The organism is Brucella pseudogrignonensis (assembly GCF_002252525.1).
GTDB lineage: Bacteria > Pseudomonadota > Alphaproteobacteria > Rhizobiales > Rhizobiaceae > Brucella > Brucella pseudogrignonensis.
In genome coordinates, this window is record NZ_NNRM01000017.1 from 360,370 (window position 1) to 376,977 (window position 16,608).

Below are 16,608 nucleotides of genomic sequence, written 5' to 3' on the forward strand. Positions count from 1 at the left end.
AGAGATATCTTCCGTCGCGTATTTGATGTGATCGGAACGAGGAAATTTAGATGGACGATTACGAACGCTATGCCACAGGGCTGATGATCGTTTTTGGTGCGCTGATTGTCGGTGCGCTGATGGCGGCCAATCTTTACCACGGCGACAAGCCCGGTTTCCTTTTCGCGCTGGGTGCGGCGGTGGTGGGCTGGTTCTCTGCTTTTGCCGTGCTTTTCGACAAGCCTCGCGTTTATGGCGTGATGATCGCTGTAGCCATCGGCCTGGTCGCAGCTTCGATCGGCGCTTTCGTAACCTGATTTTCGCGACATATTGTTATGAAAAAGCCCCGGATTTCCGGGGCTTTATTATTTTATTGCATGTCTTCATCCCAAAACCGGTATCACCGTTTGGGAGACATGCTTTAAATATAGGGCGAATAGCACTGGCGACGTGGGCCGTAATTGGGCTGGAACGTATTGTCGTAAGCACGATATGACCGATAACGGTTATAGCACCAGCGTACATGCGCATTGCCACCGCCGCGATATATCGGGGCAGGGCGATAACGCGGTGGGTGATGACGATAGCGTGGTGGTGGCCCCCAGTTCCGGTAGTGCGGCCTGTAGTGCCTATAGCCATCGCGATATCGTGGATGATGGTGACGCCAGCCACGTCTGTCTCCACGATAGTCGTAATATTGAACATTTTCGACCGGTGCCTGTGCACCATGGCTGACGGCGGGGGCTATCAGTGCTGTCGGTTGCGCTGCATTGGCGCTAGCGGTTATGGCAGGTACGCCTATGCCAAGTGACAGACACGCTGCGAAGAAGGAAGATGCAAATCTCTTCATTGGTTTCTCCCTAATAAAGTGGCTTTGTTATCAACGTCCCTAAGGCGATTTTGATCCCGCATTGTGGCGGGTAGGTGGCTGGGAAAACTCACTTTTTCTTCGCGCTGGCAACAGTTGGGTGAAGGCGCGAACAGCGATCGAAATTACTCTATCAGAATTGACATAAAGATATGTTTATGTCATTAAGCGGGTCTTGTGCGCTACGCGTTCGCTAAGAGCGATCAAACGTGCGCTCAATAAGGCAATCTGCGCATCGCATTTTCAGAAAATCCTTTGCGGATTTCGGGCGGTGCTGTAGCGATGAAGCGTATTGGAGTGCATCCCGAGAAGTGTGAAACGGTTTTCGGAATAAGATGTGCGTTGAACAAATAGATAGAGCTTTCCAACGACCCAAAATAAACTGGGAATGCTCTATAATACAGGCGGTAATCCCCTATGACGTCTTCCCTCGATAATCTTTTTGGTTCAACGGCAGCAAAGCCGGACGGTTCGGAAGTGCTTGCAGCACTGACCAAAGCCGCAAGTGAGCGCATTCTGATTCTCGACGGGGCCATGGGTACGCAGATCCAGGGCCTGGGCTTTCACGAAGAGCATTTTCGCGGCGAGCGTTTCGGTTCCTGCGATTGCCAGCTTCAGGGCAACAACGACCTTCTCACACTGACCCAGCCAAAGGCGATTGAAGAAATTCATTATGCCTATGCTATGGCCGGTGCTGACATTCTGGAAACCAACACATTCTCATCGACGACCATCGCGCAGGCCGATTACGGCATGGAAGATGCCGTCTATGAGCTCAACCGCGATGGCGCGCGCCTAGCCCGTCGCGCAGCAATCCGTGCGCAACAGAAAGATGGTCGCCGCCGCTTTGTTGCAGGTGCACTCGGACCAACAAACCGTACCGCTTCGCTGTCGCCGGATGTCAACAATCCCGGTTATCGTGCAGTCACTTTTGACGATCTACGCATTGCCTATGCCGACCAGATCCGCGGGCTGATCGATGGTGGCTCCGACATTATTCTCATTGAGACGATCTTCGATACGCTGAACGCCAAGGCAGCTGTCTTTGCGGCTGAAGAAGTGTTCATTGAGAAGGGCGTGCATCTGCCGGTGATGATTTCCGGCACGATCACCGATCTTTCGGGCCGCACACTTTCCGGTCAGACGCCAACGGCGTTCTGGTATTCACTGCGCCATGCCAAGCCTTTCACCATCGGGCTCAATTGCGCGCTCGGTGCCAATGCAATGCGCGAACATCTCGCGGAAATCGCTGGCATTGCCGATACATTTGTCTGCGCCTATCCGAATGCTGGCCTGCCAAACGAGTTCGGCCAGTATGACGAAAGCCCGGAAGCTATGGCAGCCCAAATCGAGGACTTTGCACGCGAAGGCCTCGTCAATGTGGTGGGCGGTTGCTGTGGTTCGACGCCGGAGCATATCCGTGCAATAGCCGCTGCTGTCGCCAAGCATCCACCGCGCAAGCCGGTCAAGGTGCCGCCGCTGATGCGTCTGTCGGGCCTTGAGCCATTCACGCTGACCAAGGATATTCCTTTCGTCAATGTCGGCGAACGGACGAACGTTACCGGCTCCGCCCGTTTCCGTAAGCTCATTAAGGCTGGCGATTATTCGACAGCGCTTGATGTGGCGCGTGATCAGGTGGAAAACGGCGCACAGATCATCGACATCAACATGGATGAAGGTCTGATCGACAGCCAGAAGATCATGGTTGAATATCTCAACCTGATCGCGGCAGAGCCGGATATCGCGCGCGTTCCGGTAATGATCGACAGCTCCAAGTGGGACGTGATCGAAGCTGGCCTGAAATGCGTTCAGGGCAAGCCGATCGTCAACTCGATTTCGCTCAAAGAAGGCGAAGAAGCCTTCCTGCATCATGCGCGTCTGGTGCGTGCCTATGGTGCTGCAGTTGTCATTATGGCATTTGACGAAACGGGACAGGCCGACACGGAAGAGCGCAAGGTCGAAATCTGTACCCGCGCTTACAAGATTCTGACCGAGCAGGTTGGCTTCCCGCCGGAAGACATCATCTTCGATCCGAACGTCTTTGCGGTCGCGACCGGCATTGACGAGCATAATAATTACGGTGTCGACTTCATCGAAGCGACGCGCAAGATCACCGATACGCTGCCGCACGTCCATATTTCGGGCGGGGTATCAAACCTGTCCTTCTCGTTCCGCGGTAATGAGCCGGTGCGCGAAGCGATGCACGCTGTCTTCCTTTATCATGCCATTCAGGTTGGCATGGATATGGGTATCGTCAATGCCGGGCAGCTCGCGGTCTATGACACGATTGATCCAGAACTGCGTGAAGCCTGCGAAGATGTGGTGCTGAACCGTCGTGATGACGCGACCGAACGGCTGCTCGAAATTGCCGAGCGCTTCCGTGACAGCGGTACCAAGGAAGCCAAGGCGCAGGATCTGAGCTGGCGCGAATGGCCGGTTGAAAAGCGGCTTTCCCATGCGCTGGTCAACGGCATTACTGAATATATTGAAGCAGATACCGAAGAAGCGCGTCAGGCGGCTGCGCGTCCGCTGCATGTCATCGAAGGCCCGCTGATGGCTGGTATGAATGTGGTGGGTGATCTGTTCGGCTCAGGCAAAATGTTCTTGCCGCAGGTGGTCAAGTCCGCCCGCGTGATGAAGCAGGCTGTTGCTGTGCTTCTGCCTTACATGGAAGAAGAAAAGCGCCTGAATGGCGGTGAAGGTCGCCAGAGTGCCGGTAAGGTATTGATGGCCACTGTGAAGGGCGACGTTCACGACATCGGCAAGAACATTGTCGGCGTGGTTCTCGCCTGTAACAATTACGAGATCATCGATCTTGGCGTGATGGTGCCGACGCAGAAAATTCTCGATACGGCTCGCGCTGAAAATGTCGATGTTATCGGCCTCTCCGGCCTCATCACACCATCGCTCGATGAGATGGTGCATGTGGCTGCTGAAATGGAGCGTGAAGGCTTCAACGTGCCGCTGCTGATCGGTGGCGCTACGACCAGCCGCGTGCATACTGCCGTGAAAATCCATCCGCGTTATGAGCAGGGACAGGCGGTCTACGTGATCGATGCCAGCCGTGCGGTGGGTGTTGTTTCCAATCTGTTGTCGCCTGAAAACAAGGGCGCTTATGTTGATGGCATCCGTGAGGAATATGCCAAGGTTGCGGCGGCTCACGCCCGCAATGAGGCAGAAAAGAAGCGTCTGCCATTGGCTCGTGCGCGTGAAAATGCCCACAAGCTGGACTGGGACGCCTACACACCGCCAAAGCCGACATTCCTTGGCACAAAAACATTCGAGAACTACGATCTCGCAGAGATTGCGCGCTATATCGACTGGACGCCATTCTTCCAGACATGGGAGATGAAGGGCCGTTACCCGGCTATTCTTGAAGATGAAAAGCAGGGTGAGGCAGCGCGTCAGCTTTGGGCGGATGCGCAGGCTATGCTCGTGAAGATCATCGATGAGAAGTGGTTTGCGCCGCGTGGCATAATCGGTTTCTGGCCTGCCAATACGGTGGGCGATGATATTCGTCTCTTTACCGATGAAAGCCGCAAGGAAGAACTCGCAACCTTCTTCACGCTGCGTCAGCAATTGTCCAAGCGTGATGGTCGTCCGAATGTCGCTATGTCCGATTTTGTTGCACCCGCCGATAGCGGTAAGCAGGACTATGTCGGTGGCTTCGTCGTCACGGCGGGTATTGAGGAAGTCGCAATTGCCGAACGTTTCGAGCGGGCGAATGACGACTACTCGTCCATTCTCGTGAAGGCACTGGCTGACCGCTTCGCGGAAGCCTTTGCCGAACTGATGCATCAGCGCGTTCGCAACGAGTTCTGGGGCTATGCGCCGGGTGAAGATCTGTCGAATGATGATCTGATCCACGAGCGTTATGCAGGTATCCGTCCGGCACCAGGTTATCCGGCGCAGCCTGACCACACCGAAAAGAAGACCTTGTTCGAATTGCTGGATGCAACAGCGCAAACCGGCGTCGAACTGACGGAAAGCTATTCCATGTGGCCGGGTTCTTCCGTGTCTGGCCTTTATATCGGCCATCCGGAAAGCTATTATTTCGGCGTTGCCAAGGTCGAGCGTGATCAGGTCGAAGATTACGCGAACCGCAAGGGCATGAGCGTTGAGGAGGTCGAGCGCTGGCTTGGGCCGATCCTCAACTACATTCCCGGTCAGGCACCGGAGCCGGTTGAAGCTGCTGCATAAATAGTTGCTAAATTACGCTCATATAAAAGCCCCGCATTGCGGGGCTTTTATACTTAATTTACTAAAATTATATTCAATATGAATAAGTATTTGTTTTGTAAAAAGGCCGGATTATCCTGAAATCATTATCGGTGGATGCCCCTGGAATCATGTGTTATGTAATACAGGTGGCTCACGGTTTGGTGGTCGATGATTTGAATTCCCGGATTCCGGCGCCATAGAATCCTTCAAAGTTTATATTTGTTTTTCTGGCAATGTACTGATGCCGGAGTGTGCCTGATTGCTGCGTTTTTCAGAGTAAATATTGCTTCATAGGAACAATGTTGGGATTTATGCAATGAAATGGGAAGATTTATACGAAAGAATACAAATATCCGACAACGCAGATAATTCATTTGAACACGTTTGTTCTTATGCGGAAGCAATCGGGTTTCAGTATGTTTCCTACGTTATGTGTGTGCCCTCATTGAACAGTGTCGCGCGGTGGTTGCGTTTTGAAACATTGCCGGAAGGCTGGCGGGAGCATTATGCCGCAAAAAAATATGCCGAAATCGACCCAATCCTTAAGCGCGGGATGAACAGCATAGATCCGCTCGTTTGGTCGGCACGACAGTTTGCCGATGCTCCGCAAATATGGGCGGACGCACAAAGTTTTGGCTTGAGGGCAGGTATTTCTCAGCCGTGCTGGGCCGCGCAGGGTGTCTTTGGCGTACTCACATTCCTTCGCGATAAACCAGCTTTGTCAGATGGCGAAGTTTCGATGCTGCGTCGGCAGATGCAGATTGTAACCAACCTTCTGCATCTTGCTATGTACGAGCATCTTGATGTTCCGAGCATCAATTGTGTGGCAGAGGTTAATCTCACAGCGCGTGAACGCGAAATCCTGCGCTGGACCAGCGAAGGTAAGACTGCCGAGATCATTGGCACAATTCTCAATATCTCGACCCGGACTGTGAATTTTCATATCAGCAACGTCCTCACCAAACTCGTTGCCGTCAACAAGGTGCAGGCCGTCGCTAAGGCGCGTACTTTCGGCCTTCTTTAGCGCCGATCATTTCTTCGACGGTATGGTTCGAAGGATGCTCCAGCCCTTGTTAGACAAAAGTTTTACCCCTGCAAATTTAGCTTAATACCACAATTTTAGTAGTATTTTCCGTAACTTGGGCGAAAATCGGGCTTTTCGATTTGGCGCAAGTTTCTTCCTCCATCTGGCTTAAAACAGGCAAGTTTTCGCTCAAGCGTTTCGCAATACGCGATAGCATACTTTTCCTTTTGCCCTGCCTTTCATGACAATGCGCGTCATAGCAAACCAGCGATTTAGCCAGTTGAGCTGGCCTCCCGGAGATATCGACGTGCATCATGCATCCCTGAACAAGAACCTGACGCATCTTCAGCGTCTGGAAGCAGAAGCAATTCATATTTTCCGCGAAGTTGCCGCGACCTTCTCCAACCCGGTTATGCTGTATTCGGTGGGTAAAGATTCCTCTGTCATGCTGCATCTGGCGATGAAGGCGTTTTACCCGGCTCCTCCGCCATTTCCGTTCCTGCATGTCGATACAACCTGGAAATTCCGCGAAATGATCGAGTTTCGCGATGCGCAAGCCCGCGAAAAGGGCTTTGAGCTGCTGGTTCATATCAATGAAGACGGTGTGCGCGATGGTGTTGGCCCATTCACGCACGGCTCAAACGTCCATACCCATGTTATGAAGACCGTCGGTCTCCGGCAGGCGCTTGATAAATACAAGTTTGATGCCGCCTTTGGCGGTGCGCGTCGCGACGAGGAAAAATCTCGCGCCAAGGAACGCATTTTTTCATTCCGCAATGCTCAGCACGGCTGGGACCCGAAGAACCAGCGCCCGGAAATGTGGAAGGTTTATAATACCCGCGTTTCTGCCGGTGAATCGATCCGTGTCTTCCCGCTTTCCAATTGGACCGAACTCGATATCTGGCAGTATATCCTGCAGGAAAATATCCCGATTGTGCCGCTTTATTTTGCCGCTCCCCGCCCGGTGGTGGAGCGCGACGGCATGTTGATCAAACTCGATGATGACCGCATGACTTTGCGTCCCGGTGAAAAGGTGGAGGAGCGACTGGTGCGCTTCCGCACACTGGGCTGCTATCCGCTGACGGGTGCCATTGAATCAAGCGCCACAAATCTCTCCGATATTGTCGAAGAAATGCTGATCGCCCGAACCTCCGAGCGGCAGGGCCGTGCCATTGACCGTGATGAAGCGGGTTCAATGGAAAAGAAGAAGCGTGAGGGCTATTTCTAATGAACGCCGTATTGAAGCCCTCTGTAACAAGTGCAGCCGTCAGTGATTTTCTCGCCGATCAGGAGCGCAAGACGCTGCTCCGCTTTCTCACCTGCGGTTCGGTCGATGATGGCAAGTCCACGCTGATCGGGCGACTTCTCTATGACACAAAGCTGATCTTTGAGGATCAGCTGGCGACGCTGAAAAACGACAGCCGCAAATTCGGCACCACGGATGACGATTTTGACTTCGCGCTGCTGGTCGACGGTCTGGAAGCTGAACGCGAGCAGGGCATCACTATCGATGTGGCTTATCGCTTCTTCTCAACCCCACGCCGCAAGTTCATCGTGGCAGACACTCCGGGCCATGCGCAATATACGCGCAATATGGCGACAGGTGCTTCGACGGCTGATCTTGCGGTAGTGCTGATCGACGCGCGGCAGGGCGTGCTGACACAGACCCGCCGCCATAGCTTCATCGCTTCGCTATTAGGCATCCGGCACATTGTCGTGGCCGTCAACAAGATCGATCTGGTTGATTTCTCAAAAGATGCTTTTGATCGTATTGTTGCTGATTATATGAGTTTCGCTAAAGACTTGGGCTTTGCCAGCATTCAGGCAATCCCGCTGTCGGCGCGCTTCGGCGATAATGTCAGTAGCCCCTCATCGCGCATCGGCTGGTATGAAGGCCCCTATCTGCTGGAATATCTGGAAACAGTGCGTCTTGAAGCGGATAGTATCGGCAAGCCGTTTCGCTTCCCGGTGCAATATGTGAACCGTCCAAACCTCGATTTCCGTGGTTTTGCAGGCACGGTTGCCTCAGGGTCGATTGCTGAAGGCGATACGGTCGTGGTCGCAAAATCGGGCAAACAATCGAAAGTTAAGCGCATCGCCACCTATGATGGTGACCTGGCCCGCGCAACCGAAGGGCAGGCGGTGACGCTGGTTCTCGAAGACGAGATCGAGGTCTCTCGTGGCAACATGCTGGTGGGTGCAGAAGCGCGCCCGGAAGTGGCGGATCGTTTCAGCGCCAACATCGTCTGGTTCGGTGAAGAGGCCTTGCAGCCGGGGCGCTCCTATCTTCTGCGCACCGAAACCGACCAGACGCCGGTGACGATCAGCGAGATTAAATATCGCACTGACGTCAATACTTTTGCGCGGGAAGAAGCGACACGGCTCGACCTCAATGAAGTTGGTCTCTGCCATCTTCAGACAGCGGACCAGATCGTCTTCGATCCCTATTCGGACAATCGCGTGACGGGCGCTTTCGTGCTGATTGATCGTCTCACCAATGCAACGGTGGGTGCTGGCATGATCGATCAGGCACTGCGTCAGGCAACGAATGTGCATTTGCAGGCTTTCGATCTCGACAAACAGGCGCGGGCTGCGCAGAAATTCCAGAAATCGGCTGTGCTTTGGTTCACGGGCCTGTCCGCCTCGGGGAAATCCACCATCGCCAATCGGCTTGAACAGCGGCTTCATGCGCTTGGCAAGCACACCTATCTGCTGGATGGCGATAATGTCCGTCATGGCCTTAACAGCGATCTTGGTTTCTCTGATGAAGACCGGGCCGAGAATATCCGCCGCGTTGGCGAGGTAGCGGGTCTTATGGCCGATGCCGGGCTGATTGCGCTGGTGTCGTTCATTTCGCCGTTCCGTTCCGAACGCGATCGCGTGCGGTCGCGTTTGCCGGAGGGTGAATTCATCGAAATCTTCGTCGATACGCCGATTGAGGAATGCATGGCGCGTGATCCTAAGGGGCTTTATGCGCAGGCTCTACGTGGTGAGATCAAGGCTTTCACAGGCATAGACTCACCCTATGAAGCACCGCTTTCTCCGGAGCTGCATCTCAACACCGCAGGTCGCGACATTGACGAACTCGTCGCGGAAGTGGAAAAGTATCTGGCCGAGCGCGGTGTTATCGGCAGCTATGGCAGTGATTCCTGGTCGATTTGAGAAATGACAACAGCAGCCTTTCCAAAAACTGATCCCGACAGCAAAGCTTTGCTCGCTGTACTGGAGAGTGCAGCCCTTGAGGCTGGTCGCGTCATTATCAAACATTACACGGATGGTTGTGCGGTCCATTCCAAGAAGGATCAGTCGCCGGTAACGGAAGCGGATCAGGCGGCAGAAGCTGTGATCCTGACTGCTCTTGCATCGGTTGCACCAAGCATTCCGGTGGTGGCCGAGGAAGAAGCGGCTGCAGGCCGTCTGCCTGCACATCTGGGCCGGAAATTCTTTCTGATCGATCCGCTTGACGGTACCCGCGAGTTTCTGCTGCGTAACGGTGATTTCACGGTGAATATCGCACTTATTGAGGATGGAGTGCCGGTGCTGGGCCTTGTCTATGCGCCCGTGCGCAACCTGCTTTATGCGGGGAGCCGCGAGGGTGCACAGGAAGCGGTAACATCTGCCGACCATCAGATTATAAGCAGGCGCCCGATTGCCGCTCGCATCGCGCCATCTGAAAAGGTTGTGGTGTGCAGTCGGTCCCATCTGACATCTGAAACCGAGGAGTTCCTGAAACTCAATCACAGTGGCAAATGCGTGTCTGTGGGTTCATCGCTCAAATTCTGCATGATCGCACGCGGGGAGGCGGATCTCTACCCACGCTTTGGCCCGACAATGGAGTGGGATACGGCAGCAGGTGACGCAGTGCTGCGTGCAGCCGGTGGCATGACGACGACTTTCGACGGCAAGCCAATCATCTATGGCGCACGTTCTGACGGAACTGTGAAAGGCTTTTCCAACCCGGATTTCGTTGCATTCGGTGCTGGGGAAGCACCTGTTTTTGCCTGAAATAAGACTGCTTTCGCATCGATAAGCCAGCTAAACACACGATCTTACAAAATAGCTTAAAAAAAGCCGCTTGATCCCCTTGCGGCTTGAAAACAGCGGCGCTATAAGCCGCTCACAGCCGGACCACAGAGTCTCGGTTTTGATGGTCACGGAGCGTAGCGCAGCCTGGTAGCGCACCTGATTTGGGATCAGGGGGTCGGAGGTTCGAATCCTCTCGCTCCGACCATTTTCTCCCTTAGAGTAGTTGCTCAAATGGATTTTTCGAAGACGGACATTCGCATGAATTGGCCGTCATATTCTGCAATTTCGACCAGCCGTTGCCTGTCGAGAATTTCGACCTTGTAAGATCGAAACATCACCAGACCTTCCTCTCGAAGCTCACGCATCATCCGATTAAGGTGAATTGGCGTCAGGCCCAGTGCGTCTGCAAGCTGGTACTGGGTCAGTGGGCAATAAAACGAGTCTGCATCACCCATTCCGCATGATTTAACGCGGTCAGACAGCTCCAGCAAAAGATGTGCAGTACGGACAAAAGCACTTCGGCAGCCAATATTTGTCAGATGTTCAATGAGCATGGAGCGTTGTCGTGAAAGCAGCTCAATGAAAATCATGCTCAGGCGCGGGATTTGCCAGATTGTTTCTTCGAGAGATGACAGTGGTATTTCATAAAGCGACATCGGGGTAATCGATTTGATCGTGTTGTAGCTGTAACCGTCGCCGGTTCTCAGTCCCACGAAATCGCACCGCATGGGAAAGTCTATAATTTGACGTTGCCCGCTCGACAGGTCTCGATAAACACAGCCCCATCCCGAACGAACCAGATGGATACTCCTGATGCTGGCTCCCTGCTCAATAATCACTGCATCGGCGGGATAGCTACTCTCGGAAAGAACGAGAGATTGTAGGGACTGTTTTTCCTGCGCGTTTAATTTGGCCAGAATTGGAGGGGATTCCAATAAACTAACCAGGCCGTCGATCATCAGGGCGGTGGTGTTCTGATTACCACTATGCATTCGCTGCCTATGCCCAACGAAAGTTATAGACTCTATAACCTTCTGTTCCCGAAGTCGTTCTTATGGCGAGTACATTTTTTTATAAAGTGCTAACATAAGTTAATGACACGTTTATTTGATGATAGCAATATTTAGACCAGTGTTCATCGGGATTAGCAATAAAATTCCTAATAAACTAGCGCAGTTTTTGGCATGACTAGTGTTTTGTGTTGAATACAAACCTGAGTAACAGGGGATACTAAGCAATGTTGGAAATGAGAGAACGGTACTCATGGGCATCACCTAGCGGTGTGAGCGATGGATCTGCCATTGTGGCAAATGAACGGATGCAGGGCGGAGAATATGCAGCCGGATTGCCTTTGCAGGATGAGCCTCATCTTATGCTTGTCTGTAAAAGCAATCTGGAGCGAGAGTGTATCTTTAACGGGCTCATGATGAATGGGCTTAAACTGCCCGTTGTAAGCTTCGCGTCAGTCGATAGAAACATGCCGCTGAATGGCGCTATTGTTGTGCTCATGCATATCGGTTCCAAACGTTTGGCAGATCCCTTCTTCTCGGATGAAGTGGAAGCGGCAATCAAGGCCTGGGCTCCGATCCCGTTGGTATTGCTGGCAGAGCGGGAGGAGTGGTCGCAGGTTTTGCGCGCGATGGAGATCGGTGCGCGTGGCTATATTCCAACATCAGTCGATATCAAGATCTGCGTTGAAGCCATTCATTTGGCACTTGCAGGTGGGATGTATGTGCCAGCGTCCATGCTGATGAAACCTCATTCTGAGGACATGAGCGACGATGTACTGGGCGAACTGTTGACCATGCGCGAGATCGAAGTGGTTCATGCGATCCGGGTGGGGAAGTCGAACAAGATCATCGCTTTTGAACTTGGCATGAGCGAAGGCACAGTCAAAGCCCATGTCCATAATATTATGAGAAAGATTGGTGCCGCAAATCGCACCGAAGTCGCCTGTAAGCTTCACAAGATGTACGGCAATAAGTTCAGCGGAGAATAACGTAATCAGCATGCAAATATGTGATTTTTGGGATCTATGAAGCGTCGGACTGATATGATCAGCCGGCGCTTCATAGTTTTCAAGGCGCATATAATGCACAGCCTGCTGCATATTCAAAATAAAGGGTAGGGGCAGATTTTCACCTGCCCCTACAGAATGAGAGCGGGTATCCTTTGAGGGGACTCTCATTCTTTTCTGAGCGGAAGGACGCGGCATAACGGTCTTCCGCTGCTGTCATTTGAGTTGGTTGAATAGTCTGTCGAGCCTTTGGAACGATGGTTTTCGCTCAACAGATATGTGATCCAACTCCATTCATGGGCGAAGGCTAATGCTGCCGGACGACCCACCAGAGGTGGTGCCAAAGGCGGTGCCCGCTGAGCTGCCACCGAAAAACCCGGTTCCCGACTGCGCCATGGCCGCAGTCTGACCGCCGGAGCCGGAAGTGAAATAGCCCGAACCAATACCGGCGCTTGCGCCGTAATGGCCCATCTTGCCGCCAAGCCCGACGACTGTGCCTTTTCCTTCCGCCCAGCCTGTTGTTGCAGCCTGTCCTGCCGCAGTCGAACCTGCACCAAACGCGAAGCCGCCAGTTACGGCAGAACCTGCGCCACTGGCGCCCCCAAAACTACCATTCCAGTTGACCGTTTGTGCTGCAGCAGGCAAGGCGCCAGCCGCGAGAAGTGCAATAGATGCGATGATGATTTTCTTCACGATGAACTCCTCCTGTTCTGACAAAATCGGGTCAAACCCCTTCTGCCAGGCATATCCCGACGATATACCCCGCTACCCATTCGGTGACGGGTGATTGCATATGAGTAAAAGGCTGTATCGGCGATGTGTGTTCGCGTGGAGCAATCTTTGGTTCGTGAATGAGCATCGGTTCAAAAAAGCTTCAAACCGATGCTTTAAGTCGCTCCAGATCTACATAATCGGTCCCGGACAATGCCAGGCCCGGCTATTGCCTTCTGTTGTACGCAGAACGCATCCTTTGGCGCGCAGTTGATCGGAACTCAAGCCAAGTGCCTTTGCCGAATAAGTACGCTTGCGGCTGGCAATTGGTGGTGATGCCGTCGTTCCGGTTGAGCTTGCGGGGATTGCCGCTGGCTCTTCGTTGGAAACAGACGCCAAAAGCGGTGCTTGTCGTGTTTGTCGTTGTACCGATGCTGAACGGGCTGCAGCGCCCTGTGATGGGCAGTAAACGCCCGTCGCATTCAGGGATGCTCTGACTTCCTTGTTGAGGCAGATCAGGTCCAGGGCGGCAGCATTTTGCCCCATTCCGAGAAGTGCTGCCGCATAGGCCCGCCGGTTGCATTCACGCATTTCATATGTTGTGCCAAAGCCCAGGCCCCAGCCTGTTGCGCCGACGCCGGCACTTGTTGAGCCTGCGCAGGAATGTACACCCGCTGCAACAAGTCCCGGCGCAAAGGCAGGTACCGTCGTTTTAATCTTACTTGGCGAGTCGGAGCCGCCTCCAACGGCGATGGCGGTAGCACCGGCCTGCGATGACGAGTTTGTATTGTTGTCCACATTCACAGTTTGAGCGAACGCACTCCCTCCGAAGAGGATAAATGCGCCAGATAAGCAAAGGATACCCAGTTTAGACATAGCCAACCCCTTCGACTTTTATTTCATTTCACATGCTTTGATTATGATAAGGGCGCCATTATCATTTATTTTGTTATTGCCATTTTGCGTGCAAAAAGGATTATTTCTATATTATTGAAAAATAAGATTCTTGAAATATAAATATTGCATTACGTTTTACGTACAATGTGTAAGGTTTTTGTTGTTGATAATCTATATTGTTATCGTTTGTATATTTCGATCTTTGAAACCATTTCCTTAGTTTTGCTTCTAAACCAAAGTTTATGGCGTCTTGATCAAGTTGAAGACTCTCGGGCGTTAAATGTGAGATGGTGCAGCGCGCAATCCGGAAACTATGATGAAAATTGCTACATTGGATCAGTGCTTCTGGCTGTTTTGTCATCAAGCGGTTGCTTTCTCTTGCAAAACAGCGAAATTACGAAATTGTTGTTAGAATAATTCCATTGCCGGGAACAAAATGCAGCTTACCCCTCGTCACAACGCAATTCTGGATATCGCCCGCCGACAGGGGCAGGTTCTCGTCGATGATCTTGCGAGCGCGTTCGATGTAACGCCGCAGACTGTGCGCAAGGATCTCAACGATCTTTGCAAGGCGCGTCTGTTGCGCCGTATTCATGGCGGGGCGCTCTATCCGTCCGGTGTCGAGAACATGGAATATGAGGCGCGCCGCCGCATTGCTGCGCATGAAAAGGAACTGATCGGTCGGGCTGCGGCTGAAATGATCCCTGACGGTGCATCGCTGTTCATCAATATAGGCACGACAACAGAGGCCGTCAGTCATGCGTTGATCGACCACAATAATCTGATGGTCATCACCAACAACATCAATGTAGCCAATACTTTGCGTGTCTATCCGGAGATCGAGGTCGTCATCGCTGGCGGTGTGGTACGCGCATCCGATGGCGGTATCGTGGGTGAGGCCGCGGTCGATTTCATCCGGCAGTTCAAGGTCGATTACGCAATCATCGGCGCATCGGCGATGGATGAGGATGGTGCGCTGCTCGATTTCGATTTCCGCGAAGTGAAGGTGGCACAGGCGATCATCGCAAATGCGCGCCATGTCATTCTCGTTACCGACTCAACCAAACTTGAACGGACCGCTCCTGTCCGTCTTGGCCATATCTCGCAGGTTCATACCTTTATTACCGACCGCTGCCCATCGCAGCAATTGCGTGAATTATGCCGCGAAAACGAGGTCGAACTGATTGAGACGGCTGAGGACGAACCGAACGAAAAGAAAGAATCATAGTTTCGTTTCATTTTCGTTTCACTTTCGTATGAAATGACTTATATTCGCTTTGGTGGTTGGAGAGGTCTTCAGGTTTAGCCATGGCGCAGCATAAAATTTTTGATATTTTCGTAATCGGTGGCGGCATCAATGGATGCGGCATTGCAAGAGACGCGGTTGGCCGTGGCTTTTCGGTCGGTCTTGCCGAGATGAACGATCTGGCAAGCGGCACCTCGTCGCGTGCCACTAAGCTTATACATGGCGGATTGCGCTATCTGGAGCATTACGAATTTCGTCTGGTGCGCGAAGCGCTGATGGAACGCGAGGTACTTTGGGCCAATGCCCCGCATCTGATTCATCCGATGCGCTTTGTGCTTCCCTTTCACAAGGGTGGCGTGCGCCCTGCCTGGTTACTGCGCCTTGGCCTGTTCCTTTATGACCATCTCGGTGGCCGCAAGAAGCTGCCCGCCACGCGTACGCTCGATATGCGCACCGATCCTTCGAGCGCACCGCTCAAGCCACTTTTTACAAAGGCTTTCGAATATTCGGATTGCTGGGTGGATGATGCGCGTTTTACTGCGCTGACGGCGCGCGATGCTGCTGATCGTGGCGCGATGATCCGCACCCGCACCAAGGTTATCTCTGCCCGCCGTGACCATGAAGCATGGACGGTAACGCTCGAAAACATCGATACAGGTCTGCGCGAAGAGTTTCGCGCGCGTCTCCTGGTCAACGCAGCCGGCCCATGGGCTGATAAGGTGCTGGAAGGTGTCGAAGGCGATCGTCAGTTGCATAATGTGCGTCTGGTGCAAGGCAGCCATATCGTGGTGCGCAAAAAGTTCTCCGATCCGCGCTCCTATTTCTTCCAGAACAATGACGGGCGCATCATCTTCGCTATTCCTTACGAAGATGATTTTACGCTGATTGGCACCACCGACCAGGATTATAAAGGTGATCCCGCCAAGGTTGCGATCAGCGACAAGGAAACCGATTATCTCTGCGCTGCGGCAAGCGAATATTTCCGCGAGCCGGTGCGGATTGAAGATATTGTCTGGACCTATTCCGGCGTGCGTCCGCTCTATGATGACGGTGCAAGCAAGGCGCAGGAAGCAACCCGCGATTATGTGCTCAAAGAAGATGCGCCGCAGGGAGCTGCACCGCTCATCAATGTGTTTGGTGGTAAGCTGACCACCGCGCGCAGGCTGGCCGAGCATATGCTTGAGAAGATCGAGCATCATCTTGGCAAGAAAGGTGCACCATGGACCCATGCCGCGTCTCTGCCAGGTGGTGATTTTGAGGCAACCGCTTTTGATCAGGAACTGGAAAAGCTGAAAGCTGATTATCCGTTCCTGTCGCACGCCCATGCCCGTCGTCTGTTCAAGCTCTACGGAACACGCGCACGCATTTTGCTGGGTAAATCCAAATCTTTGGAAGAGCTTGGACGACATTTGGGCAGTGATCTTTATGAGGCGGAAGTGCGCTATCTTATGAAGCATGAATGGGCACATACGGCAGAAGATATTCTCTGGCGCCGAACCAAGCTCGGCCTGCGCATGAATGCGATTGAAGTCTCTTCGCTTGAGACTTTCGTCCAACCTGCCAAAGTCGCGTAACGGCTCGCTTGCAACCGGTCCGATAAAAAGTCATTATCTTTCCAG

13 protein-coding genes and 1 tRNA gene are annotated in these 16,608 nt (G+C 52.9%); 10 read left to right on the plus strand and 4 right to left on the minus strand.

The features are described from left to right. The first annotated feature begins 50 nt into the window (after positions 1–50). Positions 51–296, plus strand: a complete 246-nt coding sequence (locus CEV34_RS08305; RefSeq protein WP_007873334.1) for a hypothetical protein — start codon at positions 51–53, stop codon at positions 294–296. Positions 297–400: 104 nt separating this feature from the next. On the opposite strand, the gene CEV34_RS08310 is transcribed toward CEV34_RS08305, so the two are convergent. After that, positions 401–829 (minus strand): BA14K family protein, encoded by a 429-nt coding sequence (locus CEV34_RS08310; protein WP_007873336.1) that lies wholly within the window; start codon positions 827–829, stop codon positions 401–403. 435 nt (positions 830–1,264) lie between these two features. On the opposite strand from CEV34_RS08310, the gene metH reads away from it, so the two are divergent. From metH to CEV34_RS08345, 6 genes are all read left to right on the plus strand, one after another. Next, positions 1,265–5,047, plus strand: a complete 3,783-nt coding sequence (gene metH, locus CEV34_RS08315; protein WP_007873338.1) for a methionine synthase — start codon at positions 1,265–1,267, stop codon at positions 5,045–5,047. 337 nt (positions 5,048–5,384) lie between these two features. Continuing rightward, positions 5,385–6,092, plus strand: coding sequence for a LuxR family transcriptional regulator (locus CEV34_RS08320; RefSeq protein WP_007873340.1), 708 nt, complete (start codon positions 5,385–5,387; stop codon positions 6,090–6,092). A 307-nt stretch (positions 6,093–6,399) separates the two neighbouring features. Continuing rightward, positions 6,400–7,320 (plus strand): sulfate adenylyltransferase subunit CysD, encoded by a 921-nt coding sequence (cysD, locus tag CEV34_RS08330; RefSeq protein WP_007873343.1) that lies wholly within the window; start codon positions 6,400–6,402, stop codon positions 7,318–7,320. Next, complete coding sequence (cysN, locus tag CEV34_RS08335) at positions 7,320–9,254, plus strand: sulfate adenylyltransferase subunit CysN (protein WP_007873346.1); 1,935 nt, start codon at positions 7,320–7,322, stop codon at positions 9,252–9,254. Before cysD ends, cysN begins: the two co-directional genes overlap by 1 nt. A 3-nt stretch (positions 9,255–9,257) precedes the next feature. Continuing rightward, positions 9,258–10,097, plus strand: coding sequence for a 3'(2'),5'-bisphosphate nucleotidase CysQ (cysQ, locus tag CEV34_RS08340; RefSeq protein WP_007873350.1), 840 nt, complete (start codon positions 9,258–9,260; stop codon positions 10,095–10,097). A 149-nt stretch (positions 10,098–10,246) separates the two neighbouring features. Then, positions 10,247–10,323: transfer RNA gene (locus CEV34_RS08345), tRNA-Pro, on the plus strand. A gap of 22 nt (positions 10,324–10,345) precedes the next feature. Here CEV34_RS08345 and CEV34_RS08350 read toward each other — a convergent pair. Next, the gene (locus tag CEV34_RS08350; RefSeq protein WP_094543514.1) at positions 10,346–11,110 is read right to left on the minus strand and encodes a Crp/Fnr family transcriptional regulator; all 765 of its coding nucleotides are present in this window, start codon (positions 11,108–11,110) and stop codon (positions 10,346–10,348) included. A 245-nt stretch (positions 11,111–11,355) separates the two neighbouring features. On the opposite strand from CEV34_RS08350, the gene CEV34_RS08355 reads away from it, so the two are divergent. Then, positions 11,356–12,117, plus strand: a complete 762-nt coding sequence (locus CEV34_RS08355; protein WP_083898616.1) for a helix-turn-helix transcriptional regulator — start codon at positions 11,356–11,358, stop codon at positions 12,115–12,117. Between the two features lie 312 nt (positions 12,118–12,429). Here CEV34_RS08355 and CEV34_RS08360 read toward each other — a convergent pair whose 3' ends face one another. Together CEV34_RS08360 and CEV34_RS08365 are read right to left on the minus strand one after the other, a co-directional pair. After that, positions 12,430–12,828, minus strand: coding sequence for a hypothetical protein (locus CEV34_RS08360; protein WP_007873357.1), 399 nt, complete (start codon positions 12,826–12,828; stop codon positions 12,430–12,432). 210 nt (positions 12,829–13,038) lie between these two features. Then, on the minus strand, positions 13,039–13,722 hold the full coding sequence (locus CEV34_RS08365; protein WP_143853325.1) for a hypothetical protein: 684 nt from the start codon (positions 13,720–13,722) through the stop codon (positions 13,039–13,041). A 457-nt stretch (positions 13,723–14,179) separates the two neighbouring features. Here CEV34_RS08365 and CEV34_RS08370 point away from each other — a divergent pair, with 457 nt between their 5' ends. Continuing rightward, complete coding sequence (locus CEV34_RS08370) at positions 14,180–14,971, plus strand: DeoR/GlpR family DNA-binding transcription regulator (RefSeq protein WP_007873360.1); 792 nt, start codon at positions 14,180–14,182, stop codon at positions 14,969–14,971. Positions 14,972–15,051: 80 nt separating this feature from the next. Next, complete coding sequence (glpD, locus tag CEV34_RS08375; RefSeq protein WP_094543515.1) at positions 15,052–16,563, plus strand: glycerol-3-phosphate dehydrogenase; 1,512 nt, start codon at positions 15,052–15,054, stop codon at positions 16,561–16,563. The last annotated feature ends 45 nt before the right edge of the window (positions 16,564–16,608 follow it).